At 37.0% G+C, this 15,121-nt stretch carries 13 protein-coding genes; 12 read left to right on the forward strand and 1 reads right to left on the reverse strand.

Annotated elements, in window-relative coordinates; translation table 11 throughout:
- Positions 1 to 66 precede the first annotated feature (66 nt).
- Both BMX49_RS03450 and BMX49_RS03455 read left to right on the forward strand, forming a co-directional pair.
- Positions 67 to 555, forward strand: a complete 489-nt coding sequence (locus BMX49_RS03450) for a DUF305 domain-containing protein (protein ID WP_034718663.1) — start codon at positions 67 to 69, stop codon at positions 553 to 555.
- Entirely contained in the window at positions 545 to 2,962 is a 2,418-nt protein-coding gene (locus tag BMX49_RS03455; protein WP_074726707.1) for a multicopper oxidase domain-containing protein, read from the forward strand. Before BMX49_RS03450 ends, BMX49_RS03455 begins: the two co-directional genes overlap by 11 nt.
- A gap of 54 nt (positions 2,963 to 3,016) precedes the next feature.
- On the opposite strand, the gene BMX49_RS03460 is transcribed toward BMX49_RS03455, so the two are convergent.
- Positions 3,017 to 3,991, reverse strand: a complete 975-nt coding sequence (locus BMX49_RS03460) for a phosphatidylserine decarboxylase (protein WP_081864352.1) — start codon at positions 3,989 to 3,991, stop codon at positions 3,017 to 3,019.
- Between the two features lie 558 nt (positions 3,992 to 4,549).
- Here BMX49_RS03460 and sucC point away from each other — a divergent pair.
- From sucC to BMX49_RS03510, 10 genes are all read left to right on the forward strand, one after another.
- A complete protein-coding gene (gene sucC / locus BMX49_RS03465; protein ID WP_034718664.1) occupies positions 4,550 to 5,743 on the forward strand; it encodes an ADP-forming succinate--CoA ligase subunit beta in 1,194 nt (397 codons plus the stop codon).
- Between the two features lie 271 nt (positions 5,744 to 6,014).
- Positions 6,015 to 6,458, forward strand: a complete 444-nt coding sequence (locus BMX49_RS03470) for a hypothetical protein (protein ID WP_034718666.1) — start codon at positions 6,015 to 6,017, stop codon at positions 6,456 to 6,458.
- A gap of 1 nt (position 6,459) precedes the next feature.
- Positions 6,460 to 8,637, forward strand: a complete 2,178-nt coding sequence (locus BMX49_RS03475; protein ID WP_034718667.1) for a reprolysin-like metallopeptidase — start codon at positions 6,460 to 6,462, stop codon at positions 8,635 to 8,637.
- 161 nt (positions 8,638 to 8,798) lie between these two features.
- Positions 8,799 to 10,169: a hypothetical protein gene (locus tag BMX49_RS03480; protein WP_034718669.1), complete on the forward strand. Its 1,371-nt coding sequence runs from the start codon at positions 8,799 to 8,801 to the stop codon at positions 10,167 to 10,169.
- A gap of 114 nt (positions 10,170 to 10,283) precedes the next feature.
- Positions 10,284 to 10,697 carry a 30S ribosomal protein S12 gene (gene rpsL / locus BMX49_RS03485; RefSeq protein ID WP_034718671.1) on the forward strand — a complete coding sequence of 138 codons (414 nt, stop codon included), beginning with the start codon at positions 10,284 to 10,286 and terminating at the stop codon, positions 10,695 to 10,697.
- 25 nt (positions 10,698 to 10,722) lie between these two features.
- Positions 10,723 to 11,199 carry a 30S ribosomal protein S7 gene (gene rpsG, locus BMX49_RS03490; protein WP_034718672.1) on the forward strand — a complete coding sequence of 159 codons (477 nt, stop codon included), beginning with the start codon at positions 10,723 to 10,725 and terminating at the stop codon, positions 11,197 to 11,199.
- Positions 11,200 to 11,205: 6 nt separating this feature from the next.
- Complete coding sequence (gene fusA / locus BMX49_RS03495) at positions 11,206 to 13,323, forward strand: elongation factor G (RefSeq protein WP_034718674.1); 2,118 nt, start codon at positions 11,206 to 11,208, stop codon at positions 13,321 to 13,323.
- Positions 13,324 to 13,341: 18 nt separating this feature from the next.
- Positions 13,342 to 13,647, forward strand: coding sequence for a 30S ribosomal protein S10 (gene rpsJ, locus BMX49_RS03500; RefSeq protein WP_034718676.1), 306 nt, complete (start codon positions 13,342 to 13,344; stop codon positions 13,645 to 13,647).
- Between the two features lie 357 nt (positions 13,648 to 14,004).
- Positions 14,005 to 14,277 (forward strand): DUF1294 domain-containing protein, encoded by a 273-nt coding sequence (locus BMX49_RS03505; protein WP_034718678.1) that lies wholly within the window; start codon positions 14,005 to 14,007, stop codon positions 14,275 to 14,277.
- A complete protein-coding gene (locus tag BMX49_RS03510; RefSeq protein WP_034718680.1) occupies positions 14,274 to 15,104 on the forward strand; it encodes a GLPGLI family protein in 831 nt (276 codons plus the stop codon). The genes BMX49_RS03505 and BMX49_RS03510 overlap by 4 nt, the downstream gene beginning before the upstream one ends.
- Positions 15,105 to 15,121 lie beyond the last annotated feature (17 nt).

The raw sequence follows: 15,121 nt of genomic DNA on the forward strand, positions 1-15,121 counted from the left end.
ATTAAAAGGAATGGAAGTTTTCGGGGCTAAAAAACTTTCCAAAAATATTCACCAAAAATAAAAATTATGAATACTCATTCAGAACATAATAAACCGCATTCAAACCCCTATCCGAAATTTTTATTGATGATGGGCGTCTCGTTCATTGTTATGTACGTAGTTATGTATCTCAACACTTACGAACTCGATCATGTTTATTTCAGCATGACCCGTTTTTATATGACTTGCTTAATGATTGCCAGTATGGCTTTATTAATGCTGGGCTTTATGATAAAAATGTATCAGGATAAAAAGAAAAATATTGCCATTGTTGTTGGTAGTTTAATCTTATTTTTCGGCTCCCTTTTCTTAGTTCGTGCACAAAGTCCGATCATCGGTGATGTATTATGGATGCGCGCAATGATCCCTCATCATTCAATCGCAATCTTAACAAGTGGAAGAGCAGATATCAAAGATCCCGAAGTAAAGAAATTAGCGGAAAGTATTATCACCGCTCAGAAAAAAGAAATTGAAGAAATGAAAGCCATGATTAAAAGATTAGAAAATGAGAAATAGAATATCCAACTTATTTAAAATATATACGCTGCTTTTTCTTGTAGTTTCAGTTCAGGGATTTTCTCAGGACCAATCCATGCACGGAGAGAAAATGACAAAGGCAAATTCAAAAGACGAAGCCGCAGGAAAGATTTCCTTTGGCGGCAAAACAGTTCGTTATGATCTTTTTGTAAAAGACACCCTGGTTAACTTTAGCGGAAAGCCGGCTAGAGCAATCGCCACCAACGGAAAATTGCAGGCGCCCACTTTATATTTTACGGAAGGCGACACGGCAGAGATTTATCTGCATAATCAATTGAAGGAAAACGCAGGTCTTCACTGGCATGGTGTGATGCTACCCAATGAGATGGATGGTGTTCCTTATTTGACAACCAAAGAAGTGAAGCCGGGCGAAACCCATTTATATAAATTCAGGATTTCTCAAAATGGAACTTACTGGTATCATTCTCATGAAGGCACTCAGGAGCAAATTGGGATGAACGGCATGTTGGTCTTCAAGAAAAGAGATGGTCAGCCTGACCAGAAATTCGATGCTGATATTCCGGTTCTTCTGGGAGAATGGACGGATGAGAATCCGAAACAAATTATGCGGAAGCTTCACATGGATCAAGGAGATTATTGGGCAGTAAAAAAAGGAACCGTTCAAAGTTATTCTGAAGCCGCGAAAGTTGGGCATTTCGGAACCAAGCTTTTAAATGAGTGGAAACGAATGGAAGCGATGGATGTCAGCGACGTTTACTACAATAATTTTCTAATCAATGGCGCAGTTTCTTCTGATTACAAAAATTTAAAAGCCGGAGATAAAGTCCATCTGCGAGTTGCCAATGGAGGCTCATCGTCTTATTTCTGGTTAAATTATGGCGGCGGAAAAATCACCGTAATTGGTAATGATGGTAATGAAGTAGAGCCTGTTGAAGTAGACCGATTGATTATTGGCGTTTCGGAAACCTACGATATTGTAGTGACCATTCCGATCAATAAAAGTTTTGAATTCAGAGCGACTTCAGAAGATCGTCAGGGCTATGCCTCGTTATGGTTAGGAGATGGTGATAAAATAGTTGCGCCGACTTTGCCTAAATTAATGCTTTTTGAAGGCATGAAAATGATGAACGGCATGATGGAAATGAGTGGCGATATGAAGCCAATGACCATGACCATGGGAAATCAAATGATGGATATGAATGAAGTAATGTATCCGGAAATTCCTAAAAGTCAAAGAATGGAGACCATGAAGCATATGAATGAAATGATGGGCATGACGGATAAGTCTTCTGATATGAATATGAGCGGTGATGAAAAAATGGATCACAGCGAAATGGACATGAAATCAGAGATGAAAATGGACACGAAAGCTGATATGACCATGGATCACAGCATGCACAATATGGATGCGTCTGATATGAAAACGATCAAACGGCTGAATTACAATATGCTGAAAGCGCCCTTTAAAACAATATTGCCAGATGATAATGTAAAGGAATTAAATTTCACTTTAGAAGGAAATATGCGGAATTACCTTTGGACTTTAGATAATAAAACCGTTGCTGAAAGCGATAAAATTTTAATTAAGAAAGGTCAGGTTGTGCGAATTACGATGTACAATAATTCGATGATGCGTCACCCGATGCACCTTCACGGACATGATTTCCGACTCATAAATTCTAAAGGGGAATATTCGCCGCTGAAAAACGTGGTTGATATGGCACCGATGGAAACCAACACGATTGAGTTTGCTGCCAATCAAGATGGTGACTGGTTTTTCCACTGTCACATTCTTTATCACATGATGGGTGGAATGGGCAAAGTTTTCACGTATGAAAATTCAGCACCTAATCCACAGATTCCAGATAAAGAAGCATCTTATCGTAAGTTTTTGAGTACCAACAGAATGATCAGTACGACCGCCATGCTTGATGTAGCTTCTAATAAACTACATTTTGAAAACATGACCATGGTTGGTGCGAGATGGATGAACGTGAATGAATTTCACAGCAACTACCAATTCGATCATTACGAAGGAAGTGTAAAAGTGGGGCGTTTCCTTGGAAAATACCAGTGGGCAATGCCTTACGTTGGTTTTAGAACCAATAAAACGCACGATCTGGCGAAAACCTGGTTCGGACAAAATGTAATGCCAGAGAATGAGAACGTAGCCATCGCAGGGATCAGATATATTCTTCCATTTTTAATTACGGCAGACGCCAATGTTGATCACAACGGAAAAGTTCGTTTGGAATTAGGCAGAGAAGGTATTCCTATTTCGCCAAGAATTCGCGGTAGTTTTGCCGTTAATTCAGATAAGGAATTTGATTTTGGCTTAAAATATATTTTACAAAAATGGGTTTCTATTTCTACCAACTACGACAGTGAGTTTGGTTTTGGAGCAGGTTTGACTTTTATGTATTAGGATAAATAATATTTGTAATTATTAAATCCGTCTCATTTAAAAAGTGGGACGGATTTATTTTTTTACCGCAATTTGTTCACCCATTTTTATGGTCGTTTCCAATCCTCTTGAAGTATTGGTCAGCAAGTCTTCATCGATTTTAATTTGATCTTTTTCAAACAACAGCACGACAGTCGAACCGCCAAATTTGAAATAACCTTTTTCTTGGCCTTTTTTTACCGTCGTACCCTTGTATGTTTGAATCATACTTCCGACCATTGTTGCCCCAACTTCTACCATGGCAACATCGCCAAATATTGGGCTTTTTATAATGCTGTATTCCCGTTTGTTGAGCCAGAAGATTTCGGCCTTTTTGCGAAGTGCCAAAGGGTTTACGGAGTAGTAATCTCCTTCAATTTTAATATTTGAACTTCCGGTGACGCCACTTACTGGAAAATGATACCGGTGGTAATCGGGTGGTGCGAGGCGGAAAACGATCATCGCTCCGTTTTCATATTTTTTACTTAATTCTTTATCATTTAAAAAGGAGTCCACATTAAATCGAAAACCTTTGATATAAAAATCGGATTGGTTGATGTTCTCATAAGCAAGGATTTTACCATCCGCGGGAGAAGCTATTGCTAAGGAATCGGCTATGATTGGTCGGGCTTCTGGTTTAAGCTGGCGTATAAAAAAATCATTAAAGCTTTTAAAACGCTGTTGTTGAGCAATGCTGAGATCTACCTTATATTCTTTTACAAACGGCATGATCTTATCGGCGGAGGAAGGTTTTTCCATGGCATCACCGTACAGAGAAGTCACTATTTTCCGTTTTGCAATGACCCATAAAGTTGCTTCGCCCACGGGATTATGGTACAGCCAGTTCAGCCATTGTTCGCCGTACACATTTTCAATTTGAATCTGTCCGGTTTCTCTGTCAATGTATTTGATGGGTTTTTGAGACGGAACTGGAAAAACAGCGAGCACGAAAATAAGGGCTGAAATGAACCAGATGATAGTCCATTTCTTATTTGGTTTTTTAAATTTCATAGTAATATTCAATCTGCAGATTAATTCAAATTATTATCGATGGTGATAGCAAGCATGGCAATTTATGACATTTTTGAATGATATTGCAAACCTAAAATTGGCAAACTTTTTTTATAATGAGGCAATAAATGGTCTCACAGATTTGACTCCGTCGAACTTACGTTTCACGGATTTGCACAGATAAATGCTTTTTTAGTATTGGATGTAATTAAAAATGCATCAGAATAATGATCAAAAAATCTGTGCGAATCAGTGTAATCTGTGCGCAGAAAAATTTTATTGAGTTTGCGTTAACATGTCTGGAATTTGAGGAATGTCTTTTTTTAAAACTGAATTGCAAATTAGAAACAAATCGCGCCCCGGATTGAACGGTTTGTTTGAGCTCTTTTTTTGCTGAACGAATTTTTAATTCAGTGCGACAATTACTTGCAAAAAAAAGCGAGCCGTGAAAGCCGGAAATGTGCGCCCAAAAATTTAAAATGGATATGCTCTCTATCTTCTCAAATTTTCTTAAATTTGTCGTTCTTTAAAAATTTATAAAAATCTAACAAAAATATTATGAATCTTCACGAGTACCAGTCCAAAGAAATTTTGGCAAAATACGGAGTTAACATCCAACGAGGTTTTATTGCAAACACTGTGGAAGAAGCAGAAGCAGCAGCAAAAAAACTGACTGAAATGAACGGAAATGAAGGCTGGGTCGTAAAAGCACAGGTTCACGCAGGTGGCCGTGGAAAAGGCGGTGGCGTTAAGTTTTCTCCGACCATGGAAAAACTGAAAGAAAATGCTGGAAACATCATCGGAATGCAGTTGGTTACTCCACAAACTTCTGCAGAAGGTAAAAAAGTGAATTTCGTTTTGGTAGCTGAAGATGTTTATTATCCGGGTGAAACTGAAACCAAAGAGTTTTATGTTTCGATTCTTTTGGATAGAGCTCAAGGTAAAAATATGATCGTTTATTCTACAGAAGGTGGAATGGATATTGAGCACGTTGCGGAAGTAACTCCTCATTTAATTCATAATGAAGTCGTTGATCCTATCGTTGGATTGCAATCTTTTCAAGCGCGTAAAATCGCTTTTAACCTAGGGTTAGAAGGTGCTGCGTTTAAAGATTTCGTGAAATTTATTACTTCTTTATATAACGCTTACGTTGGAATCGATGCAAGTCTTTTTGAAATCAACCCGGTTTTGAAAACTTCTGATAATAAAATTATCGCTGTTGATGCGAAAGTTTCTTTAGATGACAACGCATTATTCCGTCACAAAGATTTGGCTGAATTGAGAGATACAAGAGAGGAAGATCCCATTGATGTAGAAGCTGGTGAAGCTGGTTTGAACTTCGTGAAGTTAGATGGTGATGTTGCTTGTATGGTGAACGGTGCTGGACTTGCGATGGCGACTATGGATATCATCATGTTATCTGGTGGTAATCCTGCGAATTTCTTAGACGTTGGTGGTACGGCTGATGCTGAAAGAGTTCAGAAAGCTTTCGGAATTATCTTGAAAGATCCAAATGTAAAAGCAATTTTGATTAACATCTTTGGTGGAATCGTTCGTTGTGACCGTGTTGCTCAAGGAGTTGTTGACGCTTACAAAGCGATGGGAAGTCTCCCAGTTCCATTGATCGTAAGATTGCAAGGAACCAACGCTGTTGAAGCAAAACAATTGATTGACAATTCTGGTTTACCAGTTCATTCAGCGATTACGTTGGAAGAAGCTGCTAATAAAGTAAAAGAAGTTTTAGGTCACTAAAATTTTCAACATAGAAAAGCAAAACCGTCTCGTCAAATTTTTGACGAGACGGTTTTTTTTATTTTTAAGAGCTCAATCGAAATAGGATTTGAATGATTGCCAAAAACAGTTAACAGTATTCTGATGGAATTAATTCTAGATTCAGTCCGAAAGCACCTACTCACAACATCAAGAATAATTTTTGCCATTTATGCAGATAAATGTCAAATAGTTTAAATTTATCTAAAAGATTTCAGATAGATATTGTAGTTTTGTTACTCAATTATTTAGAATGAAATGTTTTTCTTTTTTAGTTTTCCTTTTCTTCATTTCCTGCGATTCCCAAAGTCCTTCCAAAAAATTGAAAGTGGAATTTGAAGATGTCTATCATCATTACTTTACACTTACGCCCTCCAATTTTATGATCATCGATTCGCAAGAAAAGATGAAAAAGGTTTATGCTGCTATTTATAAAAATTATGGTAGCAAAAGAAGCGCACCAATTCCAACCGTCACTGCAGGCGAGAAATATGTAATCATAAAGCCAACTTTAAAAAACTCAAATGACGTGGAAATTGAAGACGTTGAGGTTTTAAACAAAACGCTTTACATCACTGTGAAACCTTTTCAAAATCCCGAGGTTCGAAAGACCAGTCGTTTATCTCCTAATGTTTTAATGAAAATCTACACCAAATCTACTATTAACAAGGTTATAATAAATACTCAAAACAAATAATATGAAAACAAAAATCTTTACTACATTTCTGCTCTTTTTAGCATTGATGAGTTTTGGTCAAAATTACTGGACTAAAGCTCCTGTTACTCCAACCCAAAATCTTGCGCAACGTTGGGTTCAACCAAAAGCATTTACCCTTTATCAAGTGAATCTAGCGCAATTAAAAAATGATTTAGCTCAAGTTCCAAATCGACTTTCAAACGATAACTCTAAAACAGTTATTTTCCCGACTTCGGATGGTAAATTTAAAGAATATGTGGTGCAGGAAGCTTCTGTTATGGAAGCAGCTTTGCAGGCAAAATATCCCGAAATCCGTTCTTACGCCGGCTGGGAAAAGAATAACAAACAGAATTCAATCCGTTTCAGCGTAACTCCAGATAATGGGATTAGCGCCATGTATTTTGACGGTTGGACAATTAGTTATCTCGACAAATTTACCGCAGACCAGTCGAAATACATTTTTTACAAGAGAGAAGATTTACCTGTAAATGACCGCTTATTTGAATGTTCAGTTCAAGGTCTAGGTGACCAGATGACTGAAGATCCTGTGGCTAAAGCGCCCTTGGTAACCGATGGACAATTTAGAACGTATCGTTTGGCACTTGCAGCAACTGCAGAATACACTGCTTATCACGGCGGAACAGTGGCGAAAGCTTTAGCAGCGATGGCCGTAACCATGACTCGGGTTAATGGAATTTATGAAAAATCAATTTCGGTGACCATGGTGATGGTTGCCAATAATAATCTTTTAATTTATACCGATCCTGTAAAAGATCCTTACACCAATGATGATGGTTTTGAAATGCTGGATGAAAATACTGCGAACGTTAATGCCGTTATCGGTGCAGCCAATTTTGATGTCGGACATGTGTTTTCTACAGGCGGTGGTGGAGTCGCAGGATTAGGAGTGATTTGTACCTCAAGAAAAGCAGAAGGTGTTACAGGTTCTGGTGCACCCATTAATGATCCTTTTGATATTGATTACGTCGCTCACGAAATGGGTCATCAATTCGGTGGGAATCACACGTTCAGATCTGCAACTGGGTCATGTTCTGGAAATGCTAATAACACGACGGCTTTTGAACCCGGTAGCGGCTCGACGATAATGGCTTATGCCGGAATTTGTGGAATTAATAATGTGCAGTCAAACAGTGATGCTTATTTTCACTCGGCCAGTATTAATGAAATGTACAAGGTCGTAACGAGAGTAAGTGATTGTGCTGTTAAAGTCAGTAATAATAACCAAGTTCCTACGGCGGATGCAGGATTAGATTATATCATTCCGAGAGGAACTGCTTTTGTTTTAACAGGTTTAGGAACCGATCCAGACAATGATCCAATTACGTATTTGTGGGAGCAGCTAGATCGTCAAACCAATGTGCAGCCGCCAGTTTCGACTGCAATCGGTGGGCCTGTTTACCGTTCATTAACTCCTACTGTTTCGCCTTCACGCTACTTTCCGATGATGAGTTCTATTTTAGCCAATAATCTGGTTCCGAAATGGGAAGTAACGCCAAGTGTACCACGACTATTAAATTTCTCGCTCCTTGTTAATGACAACAAAGTAACTGGAAATCAAGCGGCAAGAGATCAAACCTTAATCAGTGTTGTAGCAGCAGGACCTTTCAAAGTAACTTCGCAAACTACCAATATTGAATATGATGGCGCTGTGCCAATGACCGTAACTTGGGATGTAGCGGGAACTGACATTGCCCCTATAAATACGCAAAATGTTCAGGTTCTTTTAACGAGAAATGGTGGCGTGAGTTTCGAAGTTCTGGCAGCAAGAGTACCCAATAATGGATCAGCTGATGTGATGCTTCCAAATGAAAATATAGCCTCGGCAAGAATTATGGTGAAAGCGGTTGATAATATTTATTTCGCGATCAATTTTTCTTACTTTAAAATTAAAAAAGGAAACTTGGCCACGGTTGATAGTAAACTGAAAAGTTTATCTATTTATCCTAATCCTGCTAAAAATGAAGTTAATGTGAGAATGAATAAATCTGAAGGTGCGAAATACATGATTTATGATGCATCTGGAAGATTATTAACTTCTGGAAATGTATCTGCGGAAGGTAAAATTAATACCGACAAAATCTCTAACGGAAATTACATTTTGACCATTCAAATTAATAGTGGTGAAAAAATATCGGAGAAATTAATGATTAAAAAGTAATTTTTAAATTTTTTGATTATAATAAGGATGCTGGTGAGTCGGCATCCTTATTTGTTTTAATTAAAATCATAAAAAACTTTTTTGATCAAGATGCATTTCACCTTTCAACAGAAGTTCAAAATAGGCATATTTGCGGAGTAATGGGATGTTGTAATTTTAAAATGAAGAAATATATTTATTTGGCAATCATCGTTGTGATTGTATATTGCTTTCAATCTTTTTTTCTGGCCGCAGGTGGAATCGGCGCAGACAGTCTGTCTTATTTTGGGATTGCCTCGGATCTGCCGAATCTTGTCACAAATCTTTTTCCCTTAGGTTTCCCTGCATTGATTAAATTTTGCCATTTTATTTTTCAGGATTATTTCTGGGCATCAAAAATGCTGAATATTTCAATGGTTATTTCGATGCTGCTATTTTCTTATTTCAAGCAATTCTATTTTAGAGAGACCGTTTTATTATTCACTGGGAAGTCAATTTTCTTTGCTTTGAATATTGTTTCTTCAGAAGGTCCTTTCCTTTTTCTACTTTATTTCCTATTCTATTTTTTACACGAAAGATTTCATGATAAAATAAAATCGGGAACTTTTCTCTTAGGGGCTTCCCTAATTATGTTTCTATTATTTACAGTCCGTTATTCCGGAATCTATATTTATTTAGCAATTGGATTGTTTTGGATGGTAATGGTTATTAAAAGAAAAGCTTTTGCGCCCAATTTTGATCTTTTTAGATTTCTAGTATTTTCTGGAATCGGGATCGCGGCATATCTTTGCTTTAATTTTCTTACTTTCGGAAGTTACACTGGGGAACACCTTCGCGGCGCCCCTACACAGTATCAAACGGTTTATATTTATCGGAATCTTTTGGGAATGGCAAATGTTATCGATCCCTTTATCGGCTTGAAACCATCCTCTAATAGTTTTACAAGTCTGGCTTTTCAGGTTCTTATCCTAATAGTCGATCTCGTTTTACTGGGTTATTTAATAAAATTATACCAACGGAGAAAAAATTTATTTACCAGAGAATTTCATCATTTACTTTGGGTGATTGCCGGGATTTACACCGTAGCTCTATTCATCTCAGGAATTTTTCAGCAAATCGAAGAAATGAATGTGAGAATGCTTGCTGCGGCTAATTTATGTCTGTTTTTTTCTTTTCTACTTATTTATTTCAAAGGTTTAAAATCAGACCGACTTATTTTTAGATTAAGCTGCTTTTTTCTAGGCTTCTTAACTTTCTACAGTTTAAAAAGTCCAGCAAATTATTTGGAAAACAAAGCAAAGATTGTAGAGCAGATGCCCAAATTCAAGTCAAAAAAATATTTGTATGATAATGAGCACAATCAAAAAATAACTGCGACCTATTATTTTCCAGTTTTGGAAAAATCCTTTAGCTATCAGCATACCAATTCGCAGAAAGGTTTCATCAAACAAAGCATCGCAGGAACGGTTAATCCTCAAATTAAATGGTTGAAGTACGACACCGTTCCAGATAAATCTTCCATTCTTTACACTTCTGAATTGGTGTTGAAATGATCCTAGTGGTTGACTAAATTAGACTTAATTATCACAAACTTTACAATTAATCATTCGAGTTTGTGGGTTACAAAATAATTTCTTACTTTTGCCACCTAAAATAAAAAGCAATAAATGCCTACTATTCAACAATTAGTAAGAAAAGGAAGAGTCTCGCTTGCCAAGAAGAGCAAATCGGCCGCCCTTGAATCTTGTCCACAAAGACGAGGTGTATGTACAAGAGTATACACCACAACTCCAAAGAAACCTAACTCTGCACTTAGAAAAGTTGCAAGGGTACGACTTTCTAATGGTAAAGAAGTTAACGCCTATATCCCGGGCGAAGGACATAATCTTCAAGAGCACTCGATAGTATTGGTTAGAGGCGGAAGGGTGAAAGACCTACCGGGAGTACGTTATCACATTGTTCGTGGAGCTTTGGATACCGCAGGTGTAGCTGGGAGAACCCAGAGACGATCTAAATACGGAGCTAAAAGACCAAAACCAGGTCAAGCTGCGGCAGCACCAGCAAAAGGTAAGAAAAAGTAATTATTAATTAGTAAGAAACGAAACAATGAGAAAGACAAAAGCGAAAAAGAGACCGTTGTTACCGGATCCAAAATTTAATGATCAACTGGTAACAAGATTTGTAAACAACTTAATGTTTGATGGTAAAAAATCCATCGCATTTAGAATTTTCTATGATGCATTAGATATCGTAGAAAGCAAAAAAGGAGATAACGAAAAAGAAGCTTTGGAAATCTGGAAAGATGCCTTAACTAACGTTATGCCTCATGTAGAAGTACGCTCAAGAAGAATCGGTGGTGCAAATTTCCAGATTCCAATGCCAATTAGAGCTGATAGAAAAATTTCTATGGCGATGAAATGGTTAATAAAATATTCTACAGCAAGAAACGATAAATCAATGGCTCAGAAATTAGCCTCTGAAGTTATCGCTGCTGCTAAAGAAGAAGGTGCTGCTTATAAAAAGAAAACAGACACTCATAGAATGGCTGAAGCAAACAAAGCATTTTCACACTTTAAATTCTAATCTGAAATGGCAAGAGATCTTAAGTATACAAGAAATATCGGTATTGCTGCGCACATTGATGCGGGTAAGACTACCACTACAGAAAGAATTTTATTTTATACAGGTAAAACTCACAAATTAGGAGAAACTCATCAAGGTTCATCTCAAATGGACTGGATGGAGCAGGAAGCAGAAAGAGGTATTACAATTACTTCAGCAGCGACAACCTGTAAATGGATTTTCCCAAGATTTAATGGGGAACCTACTCCTGATGCACACGAATACCATTTTAATATTATCGATACTCCAGGACACGTAGATTTTACGGTTGAGGTAAATCGTTCTTTAAGAGTATTAGATGGTTTAGTGTTTTTATTCTCGGCGGTTGATGGTGTTGAGCCTCAATCTGAAACCAACTGGAGATTGGCTGACAATTACAACGTTGCGAGAATGGGATTTGTAAACAAAATGGACCGACAAGGTGCTGACTTCTTAATGGTTGTAAAACAAGTTAAGGAAATGCTAGGATCGAATGCAGTGCCAATCGTTTTACCAATCGGTGCTGAAGAAACCTTCACTGGTGTTGTAGATTTGATTAAGAACCGTGCTATTATGTGGCATGACGAAACTCAAGGTGCAACCTTCGACGTTATTCCAATTCCGGAAGAAATGTTGGCTGAAGTTCACGAATACAGAGAAAAATTAGTTGAAGCAGTTGCTGATTATGATGACACTTTGATGGAGAAATTCTTCGAAGATCCAGATTCAATTTCAGAAGACGAAATCAACGAAGCTTTGAGAAAAGCAACCATCGATATGTCGATTATCCCAATGACTTGTGGTTCTTCATTTAAGAATAAAGGAGTACAGTTTATGTTGGATGCAGTATGTAAATACTTGCCTTCACCAATGGATAAAGATTCAATCGTAGGTACCAATCCTAAAACTGATGAGGAAGTTTCAAGACAACCTTCAGTTACGGAACCGTTCTCAGCTTTAGCATTTAAAATTGCTACCGATCCTTTCGTAGGAAGATTAGCTTTCTTTAGAGCGTATTCAGGAAGGCTTGATGCAGGTTCTTATGTGTTAAACACAAGATCAGGTAACAAAGAAAGAATTTCTAGAATTTACCAAATGCACGCTAACAAGCAAAATCCCGTAGAATATATTGAAGCAGGAGATATTGGTGCAGCTGTTGGATTTAAAGATATTAAAACTGGAGATACTTTGTGTGATGAGAAACATCCAATTGTTCTAGAATCGATGGTGTTCCCAGATCCAGTAATCGGTATCGCAGTAGAACCTAAAACAAAAGCAGATCAGGATAAAATGGGGAACGCTTTGGCAAAATTGTCCGAAGAAGATCCTACTTTCCAAGTGAAAACTGACGAAGCTTCTGGTCAAACGATTATTTCAGGAATGGGTGAACTTCACCTTGACATCTTGATCGATCGTATGAGAAGAGAATTCAAAGTTGAGGTTAACCAAGGTGAACCACAAGTAGAATATAAAGAAAACCTTACAATGGTTGCGGCTCACAGAGAAGTTTACAAAAAACAATCAGGTGGTCGTGGTAAATTTGCAGATATTCAGTTCGAATTAGGCCCAACCGATGACGGTAAAGCTGGTTTAGTATTCGTAAATGAAATTAAAGGTGGTAACATTCCGAGAGAATTTATCCCATCTGTAGAAAAAGGTTTCAAAGAATCTATGAAAAACGGTCCTCTAGCAGGATTTGAAGTAGAAGGAATTAAAGTAACTTTGAAAGACGGATCTTTCCACGCAGTGGATTCAGATGCATTATCTTTTGAACTTGCAGCAAAAATGGGCTTTAGAGAAGCAGGTAAAAAAGCGAAACCAGTTATCATGGAACCGATCATGAAATTGGAAGTAGTAACTCCAGAAGAATACATGGGAGATATCGTTGGTGACCTTAACAGAAGAAGAGGAACAGTAAACGGTATGGACGACAGAAACAACGCGAAAGTAATCAAAGGATTCGTTCCACTTTCAGAAATGTTCGGTTATGTAACTTCATTGAGAACCTTGTCTTCAGGTAGAGCAACATCTTCTATGGAATTCGAAAAATACGAAGCAGCTCCACAAAGTGTCGCTGAAAAAGTAATCGAAAAAGCAAGAGGTTAATATTTAAATTAGATCAAAATGTCACAAAGAATCAGAATAAAATTAAAATCTTACGATTACAATTTAGTAGACAAATCTGCTGAGAAAATCGTAAAAACGGTAAAAGCTACCGGTGCTGTTGTAAACGGTCCGATTCCTTTGCCAACGAATACGAGAATCTTCACCGTGTTGAGATCTCCTCACGTAAACAAAAAAGCAAGAGAACAGTTCCAATTATCTGCACACAAGCGATTGATGGATATCTATTCTTCTTCTTCTAAAACTGTAGATGCCCTAATGAAATTAGAGTTACCTTCAGGAGTTGACGTAGAAATTAAAGTGTGATAATTTAATTATCGTTCTTATATAAATCCCTTTTCGAAAGATTAGGGATTTTTTACTTTGTCAAAGTTTCAAATCTTTGACAAAGTTTGCATCATCAATCTTTCATTAGAAGCATCCAGATTATTTTATTTTTTCAAGATTGATCCAGCTGTACACTATATCTTTTTCTCGTCGTGCCTCCTCAAAAAAGGATGCCGTTTCCATCTGGGCTAAAATATCAGTTGATCTATTTTTCAACGGAAATCCGGATCTATTGGAGAGTCTTTTCTAACCGTGTCAAGGTCTTAAACCTTGACACGGTTAATTTCCAAACCGATGTCGTAAAAACGATAAATCTAATTTCCTTATTTTCACCAAATGAACGAATTCTTCATCGCCTTCTTTGCCACTATAAATGCTTTTAGCTTCATTTACTTCGGCCTCGACAAAAGAAAAGCACAAAAAAATCAACATCGAATAACAGAAAGGAAACTTTTAACAATGACCTTTTTCGGTGGCACCATAGGGTCAATTTTAGGAATGCTTATTTTCAAGCATAAAACCAATAAGAAAAATTTCATTTTGAAAATGCTGATTATCATACTGATTCAGTTTTTAATTTTATATTTGCTTTACAATAATTACAAATGAAGTATTTAGTATTCCTGCTTTTTCCCTTTCTAGTTTCAGCTCAAACCCATCGTTTTATTTATGAATATCAATTCAAAAGTGATTCGCTGGCCAAAGAGTTCACCAAAGAAAATATGATTCTGGACATTAATCCAGAGGACGTGAAATTCTATCCTTACTTTTTTGCAGAAAATGATTCCATTAATAAATTGAAGAGTATTAAAAATTCGGGTTGGGATGATGTGCTTCCCGTTATAAAGAGAAATCTAAATAGCAATAAAAACACTTCTTATATTTTACTAGATGATCTTTTCAGCCTTCAAACAGAAGATGAAATAAGTTGGAAATTATCTACTGAAACAAAATCAGTTGAGAATTATAAGTTGCAAAAAGCAACCGCCACTTTCGGTGGCAGAAATTGGATCGCTTGGTTTAATACCAAAATCAATTTAAATGAAGGACCGTACAAATTCCGTGGATTGCCAGGATTGATTTTTGAAATTGCAGATGATCAAAATAGTTTCAGATTTAATTTAATAAAAAGTTATCAACTGAAATCGACGTATGATACTTCCGAATTTTTAGAATCATTTGCTGGTCAAAAAGCAATTCCGGTCTCAGAGAAAATTCTATTAAAAAAGCAATTGGAATTATTTAATGATCCTTTGCAGGATTTCAAAGAAGATTTTAAAAAAGGGACTGCCTCAGATAGTTTTTGGGTAATGGGAGTTCAGGTGAAAAGTCTCGAGCAATTTAAAGACTTGACTGTCCAGACGCAAGAAAGAATGCGAAAAGAAAATAATCCCATTGAATTAGATAAGGCCCTAAAATATCCCAAAGCAAAATAAAAAAAAGGAATCGCATT

Source organism: Kaistella antarctica (assembly GCF_900109615.1).
Taxonomy (GTDB): Bacteria; Bacteroidota; Bacteroidia; order Flavobacteriales; family Weeksellaceae; genus Kaistella; species Kaistella antarctica.